The 22087-nt window shown below is 58.4% G+C and carries 18 protein-coding genes; 5 read left to right on the plus strand and 13 right to left on the minus strand.

All coding sequences use genetic code 11. The features are described 5' to 3' along the window. Nucleotides 1–42: 42 nt before the first annotated feature. Nucleotides 43–1545 (minus strand): L-arabinose isomerase, encoded by a 1503-nt coding sequence (gene araA, locus AC6CWS_RS04800; RefSeq protein ID WP_023291959.1) that lies wholly within the window; start codon nucleotides 1543–1545, stop codon nucleotides 43–45. A gap of 10 nt (nucleotides 1546–1555) precedes the next feature. After that, on the minus strand, nucleotides 1556–3265 hold the full coding sequence (gene araB, locus AC6CWS_RS04805) for a ribulokinase (protein WP_023291960.1): 1710 nt from the start codon (nucleotides 3263–3265) through the stop codon (nucleotides 1556–1558). Nucleotides 3266–3601: 336 nt separating this feature from the next. On the opposite strand from araB, the gene araC reads away from it, so the two are divergent. Then, on the plus strand, nucleotides 3602–4447 hold the full coding sequence (araC, locus tag AC6CWS_RS04810; protein WP_004204301.1) for an arabinose operon transcriptional regulator AraC: 846 nt from the start codon (nucleotides 3602–3604) through the stop codon (nucleotides 4445–4447). A 128-nt stretch (nucleotides 4448–4575) separates the two neighbouring features. Continuing rightward, nucleotides 4576–5343, plus strand: a complete 768-nt coding sequence (locus tag AC6CWS_RS04815) for a DedA family protein (protein WP_044521009.1) — start codon at nucleotides 4576–4578, stop codon at nucleotides 5341–5343. On the opposite strand, the gene thiQ is transcribed toward AC6CWS_RS04815, so the two are convergent. The 4 genes from thiQ to sgrR all read right to left on the minus strand — a co-directional run bounded on the left by thiQ (nucleotide 5330) and on the right by sgrR (nucleotide 10529). Continuing rightward, nucleotides 5330–6031, minus strand: a complete 702-nt coding sequence (gene thiQ, locus AC6CWS_RS04820; protein ID WP_065882771.1) for a thiamine ABC transporter ATP-binding protein ThiQ — start codon at nucleotides 6029–6031, stop codon at nucleotides 5330–5332. The genes AC6CWS_RS04815 and thiQ overlap by 14 nt on opposite strands. Continuing rightward, entirely contained in the window at nucleotides 6015–7625 is a 1611-nt protein-coding gene (gene thiP / locus AC6CWS_RS04825) for a thiamine/thiamine pyrophosphate ABC transporter permease ThiP (RefSeq protein WP_065882770.1), read from the minus strand. The genes thiQ and thiP overlap by 17 nt, the downstream gene beginning before the upstream one ends. Beyond that, complete coding sequence (gene thiB / locus AC6CWS_RS04830) at nucleotides 7601–8584, minus strand: thiamine ABC transporter substrate binding subunit (RefSeq protein ID WP_065882769.1); 984 nt, start codon at nucleotides 8582–8584, stop codon at nucleotides 7601–7603. The genes thiP and thiB overlap by 25 nt, the downstream gene beginning before the upstream one ends. 289 nt (nucleotides 8585–8873) lie before the next feature. Continuing rightward, entirely contained in the window at nucleotides 8874–10529 is a 1656-nt protein-coding gene (gene sgrR, locus AC6CWS_RS04835) for an HTH-type transcriptional regulator SgrR (RefSeq protein WP_065882768.1), read from the minus strand. Nucleotides 10530–10616: 87 nt separating this feature from the next. Here sgrR and sgrT point away from each other — a divergent pair, with 87 nt between their 5' ends. Both sgrT and AC6CWS_RS04845 read left to right on the plus strand, forming a co-directional pair. After that, nucleotides 10617–10769: a glucose uptake inhibitor SgrT gene (gene sgrT, locus AC6CWS_RS04840; protein ID WP_004204309.1), complete on the plus strand. Its 153-nt coding sequence runs from the start codon at nucleotides 10617–10619 to the stop codon at nucleotides 10767–10769. A gap of 277 nt (nucleotides 10770–11046) precedes the next feature. Continuing rightward, nucleotides 11047–12231: a sugar efflux transporter gene (locus AC6CWS_RS04845; RefSeq protein WP_065882767.1), complete on the plus strand. Its 1185-nt coding sequence runs from the start codon at nucleotides 11047–11049 to the stop codon at nucleotides 12229–12231. Nucleotides 12232–12275: 44 nt separating this feature from the next. Here the strand turns inward: AC6CWS_RS04845 and AC6CWS_RS04850 are convergent, their stop codons facing one another. Then, on the minus strand, nucleotides 12276–13586 hold the full coding sequence (locus AC6CWS_RS04850) for an MFS transporter (protein WP_065882766.1): 1311 nt from the start codon (nucleotides 13584–13586) through the stop codon (nucleotides 12276–12278). Nucleotides 13587–13817: 231 nt separating this feature from the next. Here AC6CWS_RS04850 and AC6CWS_RS04855 point away from each other — a divergent pair, with 231 nt between their 5' ends. Continuing rightward, nucleotides 13818–14714, plus strand: coding sequence for a LysR family transcriptional regulator (locus AC6CWS_RS04855; protein ID WP_004204315.1), 897 nt, complete (start codon nucleotides 13818–13820; stop codon nucleotides 14712–14714). A gap of 37 nt (nucleotides 14715–14751) precedes the next feature. On the opposite strand, the gene aroD is transcribed toward AC6CWS_RS04855, so the two are convergent. The 6 genes from aroD to leuC form a co-directional block, all read right to left on the minus strand. Then, entirely contained in the window at nucleotides 14752–15507 is a 756-nt protein-coding gene (aroD, locus tag AC6CWS_RS04860) for a type I 3-dehydroquinate dehydratase (protein WP_065882765.1), read from the minus strand. Nucleotides 15508–15537: 30 nt separating this feature from the next. After that, the gene (locus tag AC6CWS_RS04865) at nucleotides 15538–16752 is read right to left on the minus strand and encodes an MFS transporter (protein ID WP_032453837.1); all 1215 of its coding nucleotides are present in this window, start codon (nucleotides 16750–16752) and stop codon (nucleotides 15538–15540) included. Nucleotides 16753–16762: 10 nt separating this feature from the next. Beyond that, nucleotides 16763–17626 carry a shikimate dehydrogenase gene (locus AC6CWS_RS04870; protein WP_065882764.1) on the minus strand — a complete coding sequence of 288 codons (864 nt, stop codon included), beginning with the start codon at nucleotides 17624–17626 and terminating at the stop codon, nucleotides 16763–16765. A gap of 11 nt (nucleotides 17627–17637) precedes the next feature. Further along, a complete protein-coding gene (locus AC6CWS_RS04875; protein ID WP_065882763.1) occupies nucleotides 17638–19671 on the minus strand; it encodes an oxidoreductase in 2034 nt (677 codons plus the stop codon). Nucleotides 19672–20068: 397 nt separating this feature from the next. After that, complete coding sequence (leuD, locus tag AC6CWS_RS04880) at nucleotides 20069–20674, minus strand: 3-isopropylmalate dehydratase small subunit (protein ID WP_048336394.1); 606 nt, start codon at nucleotides 20672–20674, stop codon at nucleotides 20069–20071. A 10-nt stretch (nucleotides 20675–20684) separates the two neighbouring features. Further along, nucleotides 20685–22085, minus strand: a complete 1401-nt coding sequence (leuC, locus tag AC6CWS_RS04885) for a 3-isopropylmalate dehydratase large subunit (RefSeq protein WP_023291973.1) — start codon at nucleotides 22083–22085, stop codon at nucleotides 20685–20687. Nucleotides 22086–22087 lie beyond the last annotated feature (2 nt).

Below are 22087 nucleotides of genomic sequence, written 5' to 3' on the forward strand. Positions count from 1 at the left end.
CTCTCCCCGGCGGGGAAAGGGGTAGGGTGAGGGGACGACCTTTTAGCGTTTTGAACCGTAATAGACTTCATTCCAGCGCAGCGCGTCTTTGAAGGCCGGCAGACGGGTATCGTTGTCGATGACGGTCAGCTCGATATCATTCAGCTCGGCGAACTGGCGCATATCGTCGAGGTTCAGCGCATGGCTGAAGACGGTATGGTGCGCGCCGCCGGCGATGATCCAGGCTTCCGAAGCGGTACGCAGATCCGGCTGCGCTTTCCACAGGGCGTTGGCCACCGGCAGCTTCGGCAGATCGTGCGGCGTCGGGACGGTTTCAATGGTGTTGACCAGCAGACGGAAGCGGTCTCCCAGGTCGATCAGGCTGGCGACAATCGCCGGGCCGGTCTGGGTATTGAAGATCAGGCGCGCCGGATCCGCTTTGCCGCCGATGCCCAGCGGCTGGACGTCGAGGATCGGTTTCTCAGCGGTGGCGATCGTCGGGCACACTTCCAGCATGTGCGAGCCGAGCACCAGATCGTTGCCATTGTCGAAGTGGTAGGTGTAATCCTCCATAAAGGAGGTGCCGCCCTGCAGACCAGTTGACATCACCTTCATGATGCGAAGCAGAGCGGCGGTTTTCCAGTCGCCCTCGCCGGCAAAGCCGTAGCCCTGCTGCATCAGGCGCTGTACGGCGAGACCCGGGAGCTGTTTCAGGCCGTGGAGATCTTCAAAGGTGGTGGTAAAGGCATGGAAACCGCCCTGTTCGAGGAAGCGTTTCATCCCCAGCTCAATGCGCGCGGCGTCCAGCACGTTCTGGCGCTTGTCGCCGTGAACCTGCGCCGCCGGGGTCAGACGGTAGCTGCTCTCGTATTCATCGACCAGCGCGCTGATATCGCCGTCGCTGACGCTGTTGACCACCTGCACCAGATCGCCGACCGCCCAGGTGTTCACTGAGAAGCCAAACTTGATCTGCGCCGCGACTTTATCGCCGTCGGTCACCGCCACTTCACGCATGTTATCGCCGAAACGGCACACTTTCAGATGACGGGTATCCTGTCTGGAGACCGCCTGGCGCATCCAGCCGCCGATGCGCTGGTGGGCCTCTTTATCCTGCCAGTGGCCGGTCACCACGCTGTGCTGCTGGCGCATACGGGCGCCGATGAAGCCGAACTCGCGGCCGCCGTGCGCGGTCTGGTTCAGGTTCATAAAGTCCATATCGATGCTGTCCCACGGCAGCGCGGCATTGTACTGCGTATGGAACTGCAGCAGCGGCTTGTTGAGGATGGTCAGGCCGTTGATCCACATTTTTGCCGGCGAGAAGGTATGCAGCCAGACCACTAACCCGGCGCATTTGTCATCGTAGTTGGCGTCGCGGCAGATATGGGTGATCTCGTCCGGGGTAGTGCCCAGCGGCTTGAGGACCAGTTTACACGGCAGTTTGGCTTCCGCATTCAGGCTGTTCACCACATGTTCGGCATGCTTCGTCACCTGGCGCAGGGCTTCCGGGCCGTAGAGATGTTGGCTGCCAATAACGAACCATACTTCATAGTTATCAAAAATCGTCATTTTCGTATCCTTAATGGGTGAGCGCTGCCTGAGATTGCGGGGCTTTTTCCGCCTTTGCAGCCGAAGGGAGATAGTGTTGTTCGGCGCTGACCGACCACTGCTGGTAGCGCTGATAGAGTTGTTCGAAACGCTGTGCCTGCGCCGGGCGCGGCTGCAGGGTGGTTTCCACCTGGCTTGCCATCCGCTGCTGGGCGGCTGGAATATCCTCATAGACGCCGGCGGCGACGGCGGCGAAGATAGCCGCCCCCAGCGCGCAGCACTGATCGGAGGCGACAATCTGCAGCGGACGGTTCAGCACGTCGCAGCAGGCCTGCATGATGACCTGGTTTTTCCGCGCGATACCGCCGAGCGCCATGACGTTGTTAACCGGGATCCCCTGCTCGGTGAAGCACTCCATAATGGCGCGGGCGCCGAAGGCGGTGGCGGCGATCAGTCCGCCGAATAGCGCCGGCGCGTCGGTGGCCAGGTTAAGGTCGGTGATCACCCCTTTCAGGCGCTGGTTGGCATTCGGCGTGCGGCGGCCGTTGAACCAGTCCAGCACTACCGGCAGATGATCGAGCGATGGGTTACTGGCCCAGGCTTCGGTGAGCGCCGGCAGTAACTGTTTTTGGCTGGCTTTGATTTGTTCGCGCAATTCCGGATGCTGCTGGGCCAGCTGTTCCAGCGGCCAGCCGAGGATGCGCCCAAACCAGGCGTAAATATCGCCGAAGGCGGACTGGCCAGCCTCCATACCGATAAAGTGCGGGACCACGCTGCCGTCGACCTGGCCGCAGATGCCTTTGACCGTGCGGTCGCCGACGCTCTCTTTATCGGCAATCAGAATGTCGCAGGTGGAGGTGCCGATGACTTTCACCAGCGCGTTAGGCTGCGCGCCGGCGCCAACGGCGCCCATATGGCAGTCGAAGGCGCCGCCGGAGATGGCCACGGTCTGCGACAGGCCCAGGCGCTGGGCCCACTCTGCGCTTAGCGTGCCGACCGGCACATCGGCCGTCCAGGTATCGGTGAACAGCGGCCAGGCCAGATGCTGGTTAATGATGGGATCAAGCTCATCGAAGAAGCTGGCCGGCGGCAGACCGCCCCAGCTCTCATGCCACAGCGATTTATGCCCGGCGCTGCAGCGGCCGCGGCGCAGATCCTGCGGACGCGTAGTGCCGGAGAGCAGGGCGGGCACCCAGTCGCAAAGCTCCACCCACGAGGCGGCTGCCTGGGCGACGGCGCTATCTTCCCGGGTGACATGGAGGATTTTGGCCCAGAACCATTCGCTGGAGTAGATCCCGCCGATATAGCGCGAGTAATCCTCTTTGCCCGGCTGGTGGCACAGGCGGGTGATCGCCTCGGCTTCCTCGACCGCGGTATGATCCTTCCACAGGACAAACATGGCGTTAGGGTTGTCAGCGAATTCTTCGCGCAGCGCCAGCACGTTGCCTTCGGCATCAACGGGAGCCGGGGTTGAGCCGGTGCTGTCGACGCCAATGCCCACGACGTCGGCGCGCTGTTCGGCGCTCAGGGAGGCAAGTACGCTTTTCAGCGCCGCTTCCATGGACTCGATGTAATCTCGCGGGTGGTGGCGGAAGCGGTTGTTCGCGCCATCGCAATACTGTCCTTCCCGCCAGCGCGGATACCACTCCACGCTTGCCGCCAGTTCTGCGCCGGACGCGCATTCCACCGCCAGGGCGCGGACTGAGTCACTACCAAAGTCGAGGCCAATCGCAATTGCCATCTTGTTACTCCATGCAGAAATCATTCATGCAGCAACAGTAGATATCCCCGGCAAAATCCGTCAGGCCGGATTCGCTAATCTTATGGATTATTTTGCTGTCACCTCGCAAAGTGTGACGCCGTGCAAATATTCGATGTGGACTTTTCTGCCGTATTTATAGACACTTTTGTTACCCGGCATATCCCGGTGGAATGCACGCCGCTGGCGCTTTTTTCGCTTGCTGTGCGGCTTTTTAGCGAAATTTCCACCGCCGTCGCAGTCGTGACAGGGCCGAGAGCGATAAAATGATGAATATGGACAATTGGTGTCACTAATACCTTCGGGAGAACCACGCGTATGGCCGAAACGCAAAACGATCCGCTGCTGCCGGGCTACTCTTTTAACGCTCATCTGGTCACCGGCCTGACGCCGATTGAGGCGCAGGGATACCTGGATTTCTTTATCGACCGCCCGCTGGGTATGAAAGGCTATATCCTCAACCTGACGATCCGCGGCGAGGGGGTAATCAACAACCACGGCGAGCAGTTTGTCTGCCGGCCGGGCGATATGCTGCTGTTCCCGCCGGGGGAGATCCATCATTACGGCCGCCATCCCGACGCCAGCGAGTGGTATCACCAGTGGGTCTACTTCCGCCCGCGCGCCTACTGGCACGAGTGGCTCAACTGGCCGACGATCTTCGCCCAGACTGGCTTTTTCCGTCCGGACGAGCAGTGGCAGGCGCGCTTTGGCGAGCTGTTCGGCCAGATCGTCGATGCCGGGCAAGGGGCGGGGCGCTATTCCGAACTGCTGGCGATTAATCTGCTGGAACAGCTCCTGCTGCGGCGGATGGAGGCGATCAACGAATCGCTGCATCCGCCGCTGGATAACCGGGTGCGCGACGCCTGCCAGTACATCAGCGACCATCTGGCGGACAGCCATTTTGATATCGCCAGCGTCGCCCAGCACGTCTGCCTGTCGCCCTCGCGCCTGTCGCACCTGTTTCGCCAGCAGCTGGGGATCAGCGTCCTCGGCTGGCGGGAGGACCAGCGTATCAGCCAGGCCAAACTGTTGCTGAGCACCACGCGGATGCCGATCGCCACCGTCGGGCGCAACGTCGGCTTTGAAGATCAGCTCTATTTTTCCCGCGTGTTCAAAAAATGCACCGGCGCCAGCCCGAGCGAATTCCGCGCGGGATGTGAATAAAAAGTAAAGAAAGTGAAATGATGACCCGCTTAAATGTCACAGCCAGTAAACTATTAAGACAATTGGTGGCTTGACGACGGCGCGATGGCTTCGGAGAATCCGGGCTTCGTTTTTTAACCGGGTACATTATGCAAGCATTGCTCGAACACTTTATTACCCAATCCACGGTCTACTCGCTGTTAGCCGTGATGCTGGTGGCCTTTCTCGAGTCGCTGGCGCTGGTGGGGCTTATCTTACCCGGAACGGTGATGATGGCCGGCCTTGGGGCGCTGATTGGCGGCGGTGAGGTTAACTTCTGGCAGGCGTGGCTGGCGGGGATCGTGGGCTGTCTGCTGGGCGACTGGATCTCATTCTGGCTCGGATGGCGCTTTAAAAAGCCGCTGCACCGCTGGTCGTTCATGAAGAAAAACCGCGCCCTGCTGGAGAAAACCGAGCATGCGCTGCACCAGCACAGCATGATCACCATCCTGATTGGCCGCTTTGTCGGGCCGACGCGTCCGCTGGTGCCGATGGTCGCCGGGATGCTCGACCTGCCGGTGGCCAAATTCGTGCTACCAAATATTATCGGCTGCCTGCTCTGGCCGCCGCTCTATTTCCTGCCTGGCATTCTCGCCGGGGCGGCGATTGATATTCCGGCCGATGAAAACAGCGCCAGCTTTAAATGGCTGCTGCTGGGGGCGGCGCTGCTCGCCTGGCTGGCAGGGTGGCTGTGCTGGCGGCTGTGGCGGAGCGCGAAAACGTCTGGCGATCGGCTGACCCGCTGGCTGCCGCGCGGGCGTCTGCTGTGGCTGGCGCCGCTTATGGTCGCGCTGGCGGCAACGGCGTTAACGTTTGTCTTCCGCCATCCGCTGATGCCGGTCTATCTGGCGATCCTGCACAAGGTTATTGCGCGCTGATCCCCATCAGATGCGAGGCGCTGCTGTGGCCGCTTAACAGCTCGGCGGTAGCGCCATCCCAGACAATGCGCCCTTCGGCGACCACAATCGAGCGCGGCGCAATGCGTGCGGCATCTTCCACGCTGTGCGAGACCATCAGCAGGGTGAGCTGCTGCTGCTCGCAGACATCAGCCACCAGCGCCAGCATCTCCTGGCGCAGCGCCGGGTCGAGCGCTGAGAAGGGTTCATCCAGCAGCAGCACTGGCTGCTGGCGCACCAGACAGCGGGCCAGCGCCGCGCGCTGCCGTTGACCGCCGGAGAGCTCTCCCGGCAGGCGTTCAAGCAGGTCATCAATTCCCATCTGGGCGGCAATCGCCGCGACTTTCTGCTGCTGTTCGCGGCTCAGTTTCAGGCCAGGGTGGATCCCGAGGCTGATATTCTGCCGAATGGTCAGATGGTTAAACAGGTTATTCTCCTGGAACAGCATCGAAACCGGACGCTGCGCCGGCGGCGTCGCGTGATGCGTCTCGCCGTTAATCTGCAGGCTGCCGCTGGCGGGCGGCAGAAAACCGGCGATCAGATTCAGCAGGGTGCTCTTTCCGGCGCCGCTGGGGCCGAGCACCGCGATGCGCTCGCCGCGCGCGACGTCGAGAGTAAAGCGCATCGGCAGATGCTGGTACAGCCAGGTCACATCATTGAGTTTTAGCATCACGCCCCGGAAGTTTTTCAATCAGCGTAAATAATAAGAAACAGAGCAGCAGCAGAAGCAGGGCGGTGACGGCGCCGTCCTGGCTGCGGTAGGCGCCTATCTGCTGGTACAGATAGAAAGGCAGGGTGCGGAACGCCTCGTTGCCGAACAGCGCCACCACGCCGAAGTCGCCAATCGACAGCACGCAGGCGAAGGCTAACGCCTGGGCCAGCGGGCGCCGGAGCGCGCGAAGTTCGATGACCCGCAGCCGCGCCAGGCCTTCGATCCCCAGCGACTGGCAGAGCATGCTGTAGCGGACGGCAATGTCGCGCATCGGGTTTTCCAGCACTTTAAGCGCGTAGGGGATCGCCATCAGAGCATTGGTAAAGATGACGATGCCGTCGGCGGACTCCGGCAGGCCGATGCTGTTGTTGAGCAGCAGGAAGAAGCCGGTAGCCAGCACGATGCCCGGCATGGCAAGGATCAGCATGCCGCTCAGCTCCATCGCCTGCCCGGCCAGCGGCCGCTGACGGGCGCGCAGCTCGCGACTGCTCCATAGCAGCATCATCGTCAGGGTCACGCTCAACAGCCCGGCGGCAATGGCGATGCGCAGAGAAGTCGTCAATGCCTGCCAGAGGGCGGGCTGCGCCAGCACGTCCAGCATGTTGCGGTTGATCCCGTCGACGATGACCGCCAGCAACGGCGGCAGCAGAAGCAGCAGGGCGGCGCCGATCAGCAACCCATCGCTCAGCCGGCTATGCAGGCGATCGTCAGGGTCGCGCCAGCCGCGGACATGGCTGACGCCGATAGCCACTGCTTTACTGAGACGCTGGCTGAGCAGCACCAGCCCGAGGCAGCAGAGCATCTGGATCAACGCCAGCATCGCCGCTCGCGCCGGATCGTAGTCAAAGCTCAGCGCCTGGTAGATAGCCAGCTCAATGGTGGTGGCCTTCGGGCCGCCGCCCAGCGACAGCACGGTGGCGAAGCTGGCGAAGCAGAGCATAAAAATCAGCGCGGCGACGGCGGGAATGTGCCGGCGCATCCATGGCCATTCGACGAGGCGGAAGAAGGCATAGCCGCGCATGCCAAGCTGGGCGGCAATTTGCCGCTGCTCGCCGGGAATGTTCTCCAGCGCCTGCAGCAGCAGGCGGGTGGCCATCGGCATATTGAAAAAGACGTGCGCCAGCAGGATGCCCTGCAGGCCGTAAGGCGAGAAATCCCACTGCCAGCCGAAAGTGTGAAACAGCGAGGCCAGCCAGCCCTGGCGGCCATAGACGCTGAGGATGCCGAACACCGCCACCAGCACCGGCAGGATCAGGGTCATCGCGCACAGGCGCAGCAGCAGGGTGCGGCCGGGAAAGCGACGCCGATAAAGCGCGCGGGCGAGAAAGACGGCCGGGCCCACCGAAAGCAGCGCTGAGAGCGACGCCTGCCAGAAGGAGAAGCGCACCACGTGCCAGAGGTAGCTATCGCTGAAAACCGTCTGCCAGCCCGTGCCGGGCGCGCTGAACCACAGCGCCAGAAACGCCGCCAGCGCGACGGCGCAGAGCAGCGTGGCGGCGAACAGGCCCGGCAGCAGCCCGCTAAGGTTTAGCGGCTGACGGCGCGTTGCCATGCGCTAATCCAGGTCTGACGCTCGCTGGCGACCTGCTGCGGGGTAAACGTCAGCGTGGTCTGGGGCTTCACCAGGGTTGCAAAACCGGCCGGCAGCGCGACCTGGGTCACCGGATACATCCAGTTGCCGGTGGGGATGGCGTTCTGGAAGCCAGGAGATACCATGAATTTGAGGAATTTTTCCGCGAGTTCCGGCTGCTTGCTGGCGGCGGTGCGGGCGGCAACTTCGACCTGCAGATAGTGGCCTTCGGCGAAATTCGCCGCCGCATAGTGGTCTTTTTTCTCTTCAATAATGTGGTAGGCCGGCGAGGTGGTGTAGCTCAACACCAGGTCGCTTTCGCCTTTCAGGAACAGACCGTAGGCTTCGCTCCAGCCCTTGGTGACGGTAACGGTCTTCGCCGCCAGTTTCTGCCAGGCCTCGGGCGCTTTATCGCCATAGACTTTTTGCATCCATAGCAGCAGCCCCAGCCCCGGGGTGCTGGTGCGCGGATCTTCATAGATGACGCGCCACTTCTGCGGGCTCTCGACCAACTCTTTCAGGCTTTTCGGCGGATTGGCCAGTTTGTTTTTATCATAGACGAAGGCGAAATAGCCGTAATCGTAGGGGACAAAGGTGTCGTTATCCCAGCCGCCCGGCACGCTGACCGCGCTGGCGGGAACGTGGCTTTTAGCGAACAGCTGACTCTGCGCCGCGGCTTCCAGCAGGTTGTTATCCAGGCCCAGCACGACGTCAGCCTTGCTGTTCTTGCCTTCCATGCGCAGACGATTCAGTAGCGAAACGCCATCTTCCAGCGCGACGAACTTCAGCTCGCAGCCGCAGTCCGCTTCAAACGTTTTTTTGACCGCCGGGCCGGGGCCCCAGTCGGCAGAGAAGGAGTCATAGGTATAGACGGTGAGGACAGGCTTAGCCAGAGCGGGCATGGCGACCAGCGCCAGCAGCGGGAGTAATTTTTTCAACACTTTGCACCTCAGAAAAAAGGGGTGGCAAAGGATTTTGAGTGAGCCTCAAATCCCTTCGCCGGCGTTATCCGGATCAGGTTCGACGGGTATTTTCTCAGCCCATACGCTTCATCCTTCAAGCCGCATCTGCGTTAGCTTCGCGCGTTCACCCCAGTCACATAGCTATCTATGCTCCAGGGGATTCACCCGCTTGCTGCCTTGATGCAACTTGAATGATATTGCGTATGTTTATTAGCACCCCGTTGAGAACGGCCTTAGTGTAATGATTTTGTCAGATGACGGAAAGCGCTTACGGCTCAGGCGGCGCAAACCATGCGGATTTAAAATCGAACCAGCCGAGGGTGTTCATCCGCACGCCGCGCATACTGCGCTGGCCCTGAATCATCAGCCAGTGATGGATCAGCGGCACGATATGCTGGCTGGCCAGCAGACGCTGACTCCAGGTAGCCGGATTAAACTCTCCCGCGCGCCAGCGGCTGGCGTCTTCCTGCCAGTCGATGGGGATGCAGCGCTGAATCAGCGGGACTTCGTACAGATAGGCGAATAGCGAGAATTCGATCGGCAAGGTGAAGTTAACGCTGTTGAGCCAGATATCGCTGACCACCTCGCCGCGATGCCAGGCATCGTACTCCAGCTCCTGGATCTCCAGCTTTACCTGATGCGCCGCCAGCAGGTCGCGCATGATCCCGCCGATCACCCGATGTTCGACGTGATCGCGGTAGTAGGTGAGGGTAACCGTCTCCAGGCCCGCCGGCTTGTCGCAGGCGTGGTTGCTGGCGTGATGCCAGCGCGGCAGCAGGCCGTAAGCGGGAAACCAGTTGCCCTGGTAAAGCTCGCCCGCGTGGTAGAGCAGGTTCGCGGGCTGGAACAGATAGCTTAACCAGCGGCGCACCGCCTCGTTGGCGCCCAGCGGGCTTCGCGAGTCGAACAGCAGGTAGTAGCACCCCTCTTCCAGACGACTCTCCACCGCCTTTTCGCTTTCGGTATTGCCCTGCAGCGTCAGGCCGCCGTTGGGCTCTTCGCTAATTTCCGGTAGCACCCAGACGTTCACCTCATCGATCAGCGCCCGGTAGCCAAAATAGTCCTCAAAGGCGTGGATCTTGAGCTGGTTCTGATTGTTGCGCACCACGGCATACGGGCCGGTGCCGACCGGCATCGAAGAAAAGTGGTTCATGGTCCGCCACTCCTGCGGCAGCACCATCGCCGGCACCTGGCCCAGCAGCCAGGGCAGCCAGCGGTCGGGCTGGCGCAGATGAATATCCAGGGTCCAGGCGGTGGGCGATTCAATGCGTTCGATATGCGAATAGAGCGGCAGGGCATTGCTGCGCTGCAGAGAAGCGATCACATCGGTCATCTCCAGCTCACGGCCATGGTGAAAATGGATGCCTGGCCGGAGGAAAAAGCGCCAGTGGGTGGGCGTCAACTGCTGCCAGTGGTGGGCAATATCGGCTTCCAGTTCCCCATTTTCCTCATTTACCCGCGTCAGAGCGCTGAATATTTGCCGGGCGATATGGGTTTCCGAACGTCGCAGCGCGCTGCCGGGCAGTAAATTCTTCATTGGCCGGTAGTAGAGCACGCGCAGGATGTGCCGCCCTTGGCGGAAGCTGCGCCCGAGATGCGAGACCAGCATCTGACGGACGGCGGCTTTATCGCCGACCAGCTGCACCAGCTGATCGATGCGATCCTGTTCAAGCAGATCTTCGGCACGCTGCTGCTGCAGGGCGAGGCCGGTATAGAGAAAGCTCAGCCGCGAGCGTTTTCCGCGGCCAGCCTCCGCCTCCCAGGTCAGCCAGCCGCGGGACTCCATCATATTGAGCAAGGTGCGCATGTGGCGGCGCGAGCAGCTCAGCATTTCCGCCAGCTCGTTGAGGGTGGTCTCCTGCGATTTGCCGTCGCAGCACTGCCATAGACGGATGAACTGTTGTTGCAGACGGCCGGAAGACATAAAAGAGGAACTCCTGCGCAAAACTCAGCAATTTATTACTCCCCATATTAAGCCAATAATGAATCCCGATGAAGCGAGGAGGTGAATATGATGAGGTCTACCGCAAAATCGTTCTACCAGCGCTACTTTTCTGCGACGCAGGAAGCGTCCTGGCTGGCCCGCCTGATGGCAGGACGACAGCAGGAAATTCTGGGAGAACTGATGCAGTGGGGAGTGACGTCAAAGACCTCTGATCATTGACTTGCAGACATCATGTGTGACTGAGTATTGGTGTTATACTCGTCGTTTTTCAAGCTGCAGGTGCGCGCGCTCGCCCGGGTTTATCGCTGTCGATGCTCCCAGAGCCCTATGTTCTGGCCGCGTGAATCGCCCCTACGGGACTCACCCTTTCGGAGCCAGCGCAAAAACGGTTAACCGTTTGTCCTGCAACGTGAATTCCAAAGAGTATAGAATCACCCGCCAGCAGAAAGCCTCTGCTGGCTTTTTTCGTTTACTTCGCGTGTGTTAAGGACATTTCATGCTGTGGTTGATGACGATGGGACGACGGCTAAACGGCGTCTATGCCGCCTTTATGCTGGTTGCTTTTATGATGGGCGTGGCGGGCGCATTGCAGGCGCCGACGTTGAGTTTGTTTCTCAGCCGCGAAGTGGGGGCGCAGCCGTTCTGGGTGGGCCTGTTCTACACCGTGAATGCGATAGCCGGGATCCTGGTGAGTCTGGCGCTGGCCAAGCGCTCCGATAGCCGCGGCGACCGGCGGCGGTTAATTATGTTCTGCTGCCTGATGGCGGTAGGCAATGCGCTGCTGTTTGCCTTCAACCGCCACTATCTGACGCTGATCACCTGCGGGGTGATGCTGGCATCCATCGCTAACGCCGCCATGCCGCAGCTCTTTGCCCTGGCGCGGGAATATGCCGACAGCTCGGCGCGGGAAGTGGTGATGTTCAGCTCGGTCATGCGTGCCCAGCTGTCCCTGGCGTGGGTGATTGGCCCGCCGCTGGCCTTTATGCTGGCGCTCAACTATGGCTTTACCACCATGTTCTCCATTGCGGCGGGCATCTTTGTGATCAGCCTGGCGCTGATTGCCGTCAAACTACCCTCGGTTCCGCGCGTGGAGCAGCCCTCGGAAGAGGCGGAGGCGCTGGTGCAGGCCGGCGGCTGGCAGGACAAGAACGTACGCATGCTGTTTATCGCCTCCACCCTGATGTGGACCTGCAACACCATGTATATCATTGATATGCCGCTGTGGATCAGCAGCGATCTCGGGCTTCCCGACAGCCTGGCCGGGATCCTGATGGGCACCGCCGCCGGGCTGGAGATTCCAGCGATGATCCTCGCCGGCTACTACGTGAAGCGCTTTGGTAAACGTAAAATGATGGTGGCGGCGGTGGCGGCCGGTGTGCTGTTTTATCTGGGGCTGATCCTGTTTCATGGCCGTACGGCGCTGCTGGCCCTGCAGCTGTTCAACGCCATCTTTATCGGCATTATCGCCGGGATCGGCATGCTGTGGTTCCAGGATTTAATGCCGGGGCGCGCGGGGGCGGCGACCACCCTGTTTACCAACAGTATTTCCACTGGCGTGATCCTGGCCGGCGTGATGCAGGGGGCGCTGTCGCAGAGCTATGGCCACGCCAGCGTCTACTGGACGATCGCCGCGATTTCGCTGGTGACGCTGTTTTTAACCAGCAAGGTAAAGGATATCTGACCGTCCTCTTCGCCCCGGCGTGCAATTCGCCGGGGCCGCCGGGTTTACTTCAGTTCGATTCGCTTGATGTCGCCGATGATAAAGATGTAGGCAATCACGCCGATCAGCGCCGTCAGGCCGACGTAGATCAGTGCGTAAAAGAAGTTACCCGTAGCGGAGATAATCACGCCAATTATCAGTGGGGCTATAATCGACGCCATATTAGCGCAGAAATTAAATATACCGCCGGTCAGGCCTGCCATATTTTCCGGGGCAATATCAGAAATTAACGTCCAGCCCAGGCCAACCATTCCCTGGCCAAAAAACGCCACCGACATGATAATAATAACGGTGCTGTTGGCGCTCACCCAGTTCGCCGCAATAATACAGCTGGAGAGTAATAATCCAGAAATTATTGGTAACTTCCGACTGATGTTGACGGAGCCGGTTCGCTTCAGCAGTCGGTCCGAGATCCAGCCGCCGAAGAGGATGCCGATGGCGGCGGCGAGGAACGGCCAGGTGGCGAAGAAGCCAACGTGCAGCCAGGGAAGATGGCGCTCGTTGGCCAGATAGCTGGGAAACCACGTCAGGAAAAACACCAGCGTGGTGTTGCCGGCAAACTGACCCAGACTGGCGCCGAGGATCTGGCGACAGCCCAGCAGGCGCCTGGCGTCACGCCAGTTAAATGGAACGTTCTGGATTTTATTGCCAATGCCGTTTGCGCCGATATAATCCAGCTCCGCTTGATTAGCCGTGCGCGATTCATGGGGTTCGTGATAAAAACGCCACCACACCAAAGTAAATAAAATACCTAATCCGCCGGTGAGGAAAAAAAGCGTTCTCCAGCCGTGATGTTCGAGGATTAAAAATAACAGCGGCGAGAAGGCCGCCAGTCCTATATATTCACCAACCGTATATGTTGCCGTCGCCCGCGCGCGCTCATGCTGCGGGAACCAGGTGCTGACGATGCGGCTGTTAGCCGGGAAGCAGGGCGCTTCGCTGACGCCGAGTCCCAGGCGCAGAAGCAGCAGAGATTTAAGCCCGAGGGTGAAACTTTGCAGCAGGGTAAACAGCGACCAGAAGAAAATTGACAGGGCATAGGTCAGTTTGTTGCCGAAGCGGTCTAAAAACATGCCGCCGGGGATCTGCGCCAGGGCATAGGTCCAGGCAAAGGCGGAGAAAATGATGCCCATCATCGCCGGATCGATATGAATTTCCTGGGTTAACTGTGGGGCAACGATACCGAGGATGGTGCGGTCGAGATAATTGATCATCGTTCCGACGGACAACAGCAGTAAAATAACTATCCGAACGCGGCTTCTTTTTTTCGTCCCCGATGAGGAAGTGAGGACTTCCTGAGAGTTTGACATACTCATAGCGAGTTCCTTTAAAGTTTAAAATATTTTTGCATATATATGTATATGCAAAAATATCTCCGGGAACTATAGGTAGTATCTATGAATGGCAACGCTTTGTGGCACATTCATCCGCTTCAGAAAATAATATTTGATGCACCGCCAATATTTTCCCGCACGTGCGCATTATTGGTGGCTTGCATGGTATATTAGCATCAGTGGATTTATTCTTATATTATACGGGCAAAAATAATGAACCTAAAGCAACTTTATTATTTTAAACGTCTGTCTGAAACTGAACATTATACCGAAGCGGCCTCCAGTCTGTGCATCACCCAGCCTTCGCTAAGCCATGCGATATCAGAGCTGGAGAAGGAGTTAGGGGTCGCGCTGTTCGCCAGACAGGGACGGAACGTTAAAATTACGCAAAACGGCAAGCGTTTTCTGCCGTATGTCGAAGATGCGCTGGCCTCACTGGAAAATGGCCGCACAGTTTTGCAAAAAAACGGCGCTGAAAATAAAGAAAACATTCGTATCGCCTTTATTTACACGATGGGCGAATATGTTGTTCCGCAGTTAATTAATAAATATTCTCTTTCACCTGAATTTCACAACGTGACTTTTTCTTTTACTCAAGGGACCTCGCTGACGCTGTTGCAGGAGCTGAAAGCGGGAAAAGTCGATCTGGCGATCTGCTCTTATATTGCCGATGAACCCGATATCGATTTTATTCCGGTTATTCAGCAGGAGCTGGTGGTGGTGACCGCCAGGGATCATCCGCTGGCCCGGCTGTATGAACATGAAGTCGACCTCGTGGAGACGATTCATTATCCCTATATCTATTTTTCAGAAAATAGCGGCTTACGTCCGTTTATCGATAATGTTTTTATGCAGCAAAAGCTGGTGCCGGAGATTGCCTGCTACGTGGAAGAGGATACCGCGATGGCCGGGCTGGTCAGCATTGACTACGGGATCGCTATCATGCCGCGGATCTCGGCGCTCTCCCATTACAACGTCCATATCCTGAAGATTAAAAACACCCTCCCTCCGCGCTATATCTATCTGGCGACCATGAAAGACCGCGGACTTTCCCCTGCGCTGCAGTCGTTTAAAAATGTGGTCATCCACGACAGCCAGAAGATCTGTTAGCGAATAGCCCGGAGAGGTCCTCCGGGCTGAGGGGTTATCAGGAGAGAATATCCATCACTTCACGCAGCTTGTCGATGGCGATCTGTCCCGGCGCGGAAGCCTGACCCACGGTACCGAAGGTCATGGCTGAGCCAAAAAGACGCCCGGTGACCCGGCTGACGCCGCCCGATTTTCCCATCGACATGGTGATCAGCGGGCGGGTGGCATACTTCTCTTTCATGGTCAGCGTGGCGGCGAGCAGGGTCAGAACGTCCTGCGGCGATTGCGGCATCACCGCGATCTTCGGCAGATCGGCGCCCAGATCCTGCATGCGGCGCAGGCGATAGATGATATCTTCCTGGGCGGGGGTCTTATGAAAATCATGGTTACTCATGATCACTTTGACGCCCGCGGCATGCGCATCGTCAACCAGCGCGCGGATCTGCGCTTCATCATTGAACAGCTCGATATCGATGACATCAACCAGGCCACTGCGCGCCGCTTCGCGGTTGAGCGCGAAGTAGGCGTCGTCGCTGAGCTCGGTCTCGCCGCCTTCTTTCTTGCTGCGGAAGGTGAACAGCAGCGGCAGCGCTTTCAGCGCGCCACGGATTTCCGCCAGCGCGGCCATCACCTGAGCCATCTCTCTCACCTGAGTAAAGTGGTCAACGCGCCATTCGATGATATCGGCTCCGGCGTCGACCAGGCCGTGGGCGTTACCCAGTATTTCATCCAGCGTTTTGCCGATCAGCGGTACACAAATTAAGGTTTCCCCTTCCTGGAAGGTGATGTTCTTTACGGTAACTGCATTTGTCATGTAGGCATCCATTATTATTCGCGTTGAACCTCAGGCGGTGACTGCGGTGGGTGATACTTTTTGCGCCGCCCGAGCCTGCAGTTGACGATAGCCGATGTACAGGGCGATCACAAAGCCGATCACGGCGATCGCAAAATCAAACCACATAATGCTGGCAATACTGATCTGCGAAAGTTTGGCGGTGATCAGCGGGATCGTGAAGCTGGCGATACTGCCGGCGGTGTAGAAGATGCCGGTTGCCTTGCCTTTCCCGTTCGGGAAGCTCATCGCCATGATCGTCGCTCCCAGCTGTAGCACTCCGCCCGCGGCGGCAAAGCCGATGACAAAGGCGAAGCCGGTAACCATCATCGGCGTCGGGAACAGGCATACCAGCAGCAGCGAGACCATCGACAGGCCAGTATAGATGATCATAGCGACGGCGGAGCTGAACACCTCTTTGACGAAGGCGGCGGTCACGAAAACGCAGACCAGCGACCCGACGGTATAGATGCTGAGCAGCTTAATCGCCGAGGCATAGGGCAGACCGACCACGAACTGACCGTACTGCGCCAGCCACTGGCTGACCAGATAGAAGGTCGCCATGCCGATATAGCCGTACAGGGTGAAGATCACCATATCCAGTTTGTTGGCCTGCGGACGGGCGGAGGTTTCCGCCTGTGGCCCTGGGGTGGCCTCTTTTTTCGCCGCCTGGCTATCCGGGAACGGCATTTTGAGCAAATAGAGGCCGCTCACAACAAACAGCGCTGCCGCAATCACGAACGACCAGCCGAACCACAGATTCGCCCAGATCAGGAAGCTGATAATGAACGGCAGCAGGAACTGTCCGGCGGAGACGAAGGCTTTGATCAGCACGTTGGCCCGGCTGGCGGAATGCGGGAAAGATTCCATCAGCGCCGGATAGGTGCCGGAGTCGAGGAAGCTGTTCGCCAGGCCCGCCATAATGCCGAAGACATAGGCCAGATAGATATTTTTGGTCAGCAGAATGCCGATAAAAAAGATCAGATAGCTGAGGATCCCCAGATAGATAAAGGGCTTACGACCAAAGCGATCCGACAGAAAGCCGGTCACGATGGTCGCCAGTTTGCCGATCCCTAACGAGGAGATCACCACTGATACGCCGGCAGCGTCTGTTCCCCACTGCTCCTGGAGATGGGCCATGTTGAGGGTGATCAGCAGCACCCCCATGCCATGAATCAGGTAGTTGAGGTACAGCCCTGCCGCGGTAGGGACGTATTTATTTTTCATCGCTTGCCCCTTAGAACAGGATGCTTTTGATGTAATCAACCGGCATCTGTTTACCCGTCCAGATTTCGAACGCGCGCGCGCCTTGCCACAGCATCATCCCGAGGCCGTTTAGCGTACGGCAGCCTTTTTTCTCAGCCACTTCCAGCAGGTGGGTTTTGCGCGGGTTGTACACGACGTCGGAGACGATCAGGTCCGGACGCAGGAAGCTGTCGTCCGGGAGCAGCATCTGGCCTTCGAACGGCTTCATGCCGACCCCGGTGGCATTGGTCAGGATCACGCTGCTGTCGATTTCAGCACGCAGTTTGTCATGATCGTCGAGATCGAACAGATGGATCTCGCAGCGCGTGTTGTTGCGGATCTTGGCTACCGTTTCTTCGGCGTTGGCGAAGAATTTATCGCGACGGTTGAAGATCGAGATCGCTTTCACGCCATCCAGTGCCGCCTGGACGCAGAGCGCAGTCGCCGCGCCGCCGGCGCCGAGCACGGTCATCTTCTTGCCAATAATATCGATACCCGCTTCGCTAAGGGCGCGCATATAGCCGGTGCCGTCGGTAATATGCCCGGTCAGTACGCCGTCGTCATTGACCACGGTATTCACTGCCCCGACCAGCTGCGCCGCCGGCGAGAGCTTATCGAGATACTGGCAAATCTCGGTTTTGTTCGGCATAGAGACGTTAAAGCCGCGCAGCTTCAAAGCCCGGAAGCCCTGCACAACGTTTTTCAGCTCCTGATTACCGACTTCAAAAGCCAGGTAGACGTAGTCCAGCCCGAGATGGGCGAAAGCCTCGTTGTGCATGGTGGGCGACATGCTGTGGCGAATCGGGGTGGCGATCAGACCAATCAGCTCAGTGTGTCCAGTAATACGTTCTGCCATGACAAAAATCCTCAATAAGTTAGAAAGGGAATTCGTTGTGCTTCGCGGCTGCCCAGCGCGCCCATGTCTTCGAGGGTGTCCAGCACGTTGCGGCCTTCGCGGATGCCGTCGATAATGCGTCGCGCCATCACGCTGTCGCCGATATTCATGATTTTGACGTTATTGGCATTGGCCCAGCGCTCGATCTCGTCGAGACCCGTCCGGTTGGCGCGCATCCCCAGGCAGACAAAGCCGTAGTCGAAGGGGATATCGAAGGTATGCTGTGTATTTTTCACCTGGAAATGGTCGGCAGCCACCGCCATCAGTTGCGTATTCATGTGCTGTTCGACCTGGTGCTCGTCGAGCATGGTCAACATGGCATTCCTGGTAATAATGTCGAGATCGCGACCGGCGGCGTCCTGCATTTCGATTAATACCGCTTGCGCGCCGCGAGCGGTAAAGTATTCGATGACGTCAAGGCCAACGGCGCCCGCGCCGACAACGGCGATGCGTTTGCCCTCGACATGGGTAAATTTCGCCAGATTGTCGATCATGCCGGTAATGGAAAAGACCTTGCCTTCCGCGGCGTCAATATTCTCCCGCAGTCCTGCAATAGGCGGCAGCAGGGGGGTCGAGCCGGTGGCATTGACGATCAGATGCGGACGCAGGGCGGAAACCGAGGCTACGTCTGCCCGTTTGCCGACCTGCAGCATCAGGTTGTCCAGCGTGGCGATGCGGTTTTTCATAAACTGCGGGAAATCCGCGATGCGTTTTTTCTCCGGCAGACGGGCGATATCGCTGGCGAGACCGCCGACGTGATTTTTCGCCTCCAGCAGCCAGGTGTGGCAGCCGACTTCCGCCGCGGTGCAGGCGGCCTCCATCCCGGCAGTGCCAGCGCCGATGACGACCACGTTCGTTTCGCGATTAACGCGCCGCGTTTTGTAGGTATCGCCGTGAATGATGTCCGGGTTAATTGAACAGCGCAGCGGGCGCGAGCGGGCGATGCGATGGTCGGCGCAGCCGATGTTGCAGGAGATGCATTTGCGCATCAGGCGTTCTTTACCGCTTTGCACCTTCTGCACCCACTCCGGCTCGGCAATCAGACCGCGACCAATGGCAATGAGATCGGCATCGCCGCTGGCGAGGATATCCTCGGCCACCTGCGGGGTACGGATATTGCCGGCGATGACCGTGGGCTTATGGAATTTATCGCGCACCGCGCGGGAGAGATAACGCTTCCAGCCATCCTCCAGCGACATCTGGTCGATTTGCAGATTCAGGTTGTCGTTCTGCGCCGCCGAGACGTTGATGATATCGACCTTCTCCTGGCAGAGCTCAAGGATGCGCAGAGAATCTTCGAGGGTATTGCCGCCCTTGAGGAAGTCGTCGGCGCTAATGCGCAGGCTGACCGGAAAACGCGGCCCGACGCAGGCGCGAACTTTATCGACAATCAGACTTAATATCCGGGTGCGGTTTTCGACGCTGCCGCCAAATTCATCGGTGCGCTTGTTAAATAGCGGCGATAAAAACTGGCTAATTAAATAGGAGTGGCCGGCATGAATTTCGACGCAGTCAAAACCCGCGCGACGAACGCGCTCTGCGGCGTCACCGAATTTTTCCACCGCGTGATAAATTTCCTCATGGGTCATTGGCCGCGGAATATTACCGTGCTTTTTCGAGGGTGTCGTCGAGGAGGAGAGCGGTGTCTGACCTTCGAGGCGGTAGGCATAAGCCGAAGCGCCTGCGTGATTTAACTGAATGGATACGCAGGCGCCATGTTTATGCAGGGTCTCGGTTAATTTAAACAGCCGTGGGATATATTGATCGTTATCGATCCGCAGCTGGGTGGTGCCGTTGGAGGCGAAAGGAAAATCAATACAGATGTTTTCGATGGTGATAAGCCCGGTGCCGCCTTTGGCCCGCAGTTCGTAGTATTCCAGCTGTTCCTGCGAGACCTCGCCATTGAGCGTGGCCATATTGGTGCCCATCGGGGGCATAATAATGCGGTTTTTTAGCGTCATGCCGTTGATGGTCAACGGACTGAAAAGGTGCGGATAGTGGCTCATCTCTTCTCTCCACAGGAGGCCGGGAAGCCGCTATGCGGGGGCCCGGGCGTGTCCTTAGTTAATATTTCTCTGTGGGAAAAGATAGCGAGGCGAAAAATCGAAAAATAATGCTTTTTTTTGCTGTGAGCTATAGGGGTTCTCTATGAGATTAACGCTTTTTTCACATTGTTATATTTTTATATTAAACACTCGTACCTTATTTTTACTTGCAGTGAAGGGATAATACATAAACCACGCAGGTCAGGGGGAGGAAAGCGGAATCATTCGTCTTTATCGCGTGGGGCAGGCCAACGTCATGGGCTGACGATCGGCGAAGCAATATTGTTTTTTGTGCGTAAGATCTCAATTTTCTGCCGCAATAAACTAAAAAGCCCGGTCAAATGACCGGGCGCGAAGATTAATTCATAAACGCCGGCAGCTTGTGCTCATAGTCGGAAATAGCCGCTTCATGTTGCAGCGTCAGGCCGATGCTATCCAGGCCATTGAGCATGCAGTGGCGACGGAAATCGTCGATCTTAAAGCTGTAGGTTTTATCCCCCGCTTTAACCACCTGCGCTTCCAGGTCCACTTCAAACGTAATGCCCGGTTTGGCCTGCACCAGTTTGAACAGCTCGTCGACCTGCTCATCGCTCAACGTCACCGGCAGCAGCTGGTTGTTGAAGCTGTTGCCGTAGAAAATATCGGCAAAGCTTGGGGCGATAACGACTTTAAAACCGTAATCGGTCAGCGCCCACGGCGCATGCTCGCGCGAGGAGCCACAGCCGAAGTTTTCCCGCGCCAGCAGGATAGATGCGCCTTTGTACTCAGGAAAGTTCAGCACGAACTCCGGGTTCGGCTGTTGACCTTTATCGTCGAGGAAGCGCCAGTCGTTGAACAGGTGCGCGCCAAAGCCGGTGCGGGTCACTTTCTGCAGAAACTGCTTGGGAATGATCGCGTCGGTATCGACGTTTGCAGCATCCAGCGGAACCACCAGGCCGGTATGTTGGGTAAATTTCTCTGCCATGATGGTCTCCTTACTTCAGATTACGGATATCGGCGAAATGGCCGGTCACAGCTGCCGCCGCGGCCATTGCCGGGCTCACCAGGTGCGTGCGTCCGCCGCGGCCCTGGCGGCCTTCAAAATTACGGTTGCTGGTGGAGGCGCAGCGCTCGCCCGGGTTCAGGCGGTCGTTGTTCATCGCCAGACACATAGAGCAGCCCGGTAAGCGCCACTCAAAGCCGGCTTCGATAAAGATCTTATCCAGGCCTTCCGCTTCCGCTTGCGCTTTCACCGGACCGGAACCCGGCACCACCAGCGCCTGGACGCCCGGCGCCACTTTACGCCCTTTGGCGATTTCCGCCGCCGCGCGCAAATCTTCGATACGCGAGTTGGTACAGGAGCCGATGAATACTTTATCGATAGCCACTTCCGTCAGCGGAATGCCGGATTTCAGCCCCATATAGGCCAGCGCTTTCTCGGCGCTGGCGCGTTCCACCGGGTCGCTGAACGACGCAGGATCGGGGATATTATCGCTGACCGAAATCACCTGGCCCGGGTTGGTGCCCCAGGTCACCTGCGGGGCAATCTCAGCCGCCTGCAGCGTCACTACGGTGTCAAATGTGGCGCCGTCGTCGGTTTTCAGGGTTTTCCAGTACGCCACCGCATCGTCAAAATCTTTGCCTTTCGGCGCGTGCAGACGGCCGCGTACGTAATTGAAGGTGGTTTCATCCGGCGCGACCAGGCCCGCTTTCGCGCCCATCTCGATCGCCATGTTGCACAGGGTCATGCGGCCTTCCATGCTCAGATCGCGGATCGCTTCGCCGCAGAACTCCACCACGTGGCCGGTGCCGCCGGCGCTGCCGGTTTTACCAATGATCGCCAACACGATATCTTTGGCGGTGATGCCCGGCGCCGCTTTGCCTTGCACTTCGATTTTCATGGTTTTCGCACGACCCTGTTTCAGGGTCTGGGTCGCCAGCACATGCTCTACTTCGGAGGTGCCGATGCCGAAGGCCAGCGCGCCGAAGGCGCCGTGGGTGGCGGTATGGGAGTCGCCGCACACAATGGTCATCCCCGGCAGGGTAACCCCTTGTTCCGGGCCCATCACGTGAACGATGCCCTGGTACGGGTGGTTCAGATCGTACAGCTCAACGCCGAACTCTTTACAGTTCTTAATCAGCTCCTGCATCTGAATGCGGGCCATCTCGCCGGACGCGTTAATATCTTTGGTCTGCGTCGAGACGTTGTGATCCATGGTGGCGAAGGTTTTACCCGGCTGGCGCACCTGGCGGCCGTGGGCGCGCAGGCCGTCAAAGGCCTGCGGGGAGGTGACTTCATGCACCAGATGGCGGTCGATATACAACAGCGGAGTTTCGTTTTGCGCCTCATACACCACGTGCGCATCAAACAATTTTTCGTATAACGTCTTCGCCATGA

This window comes from Klebsiella sp. M041 (assembly GCF_059759695.1).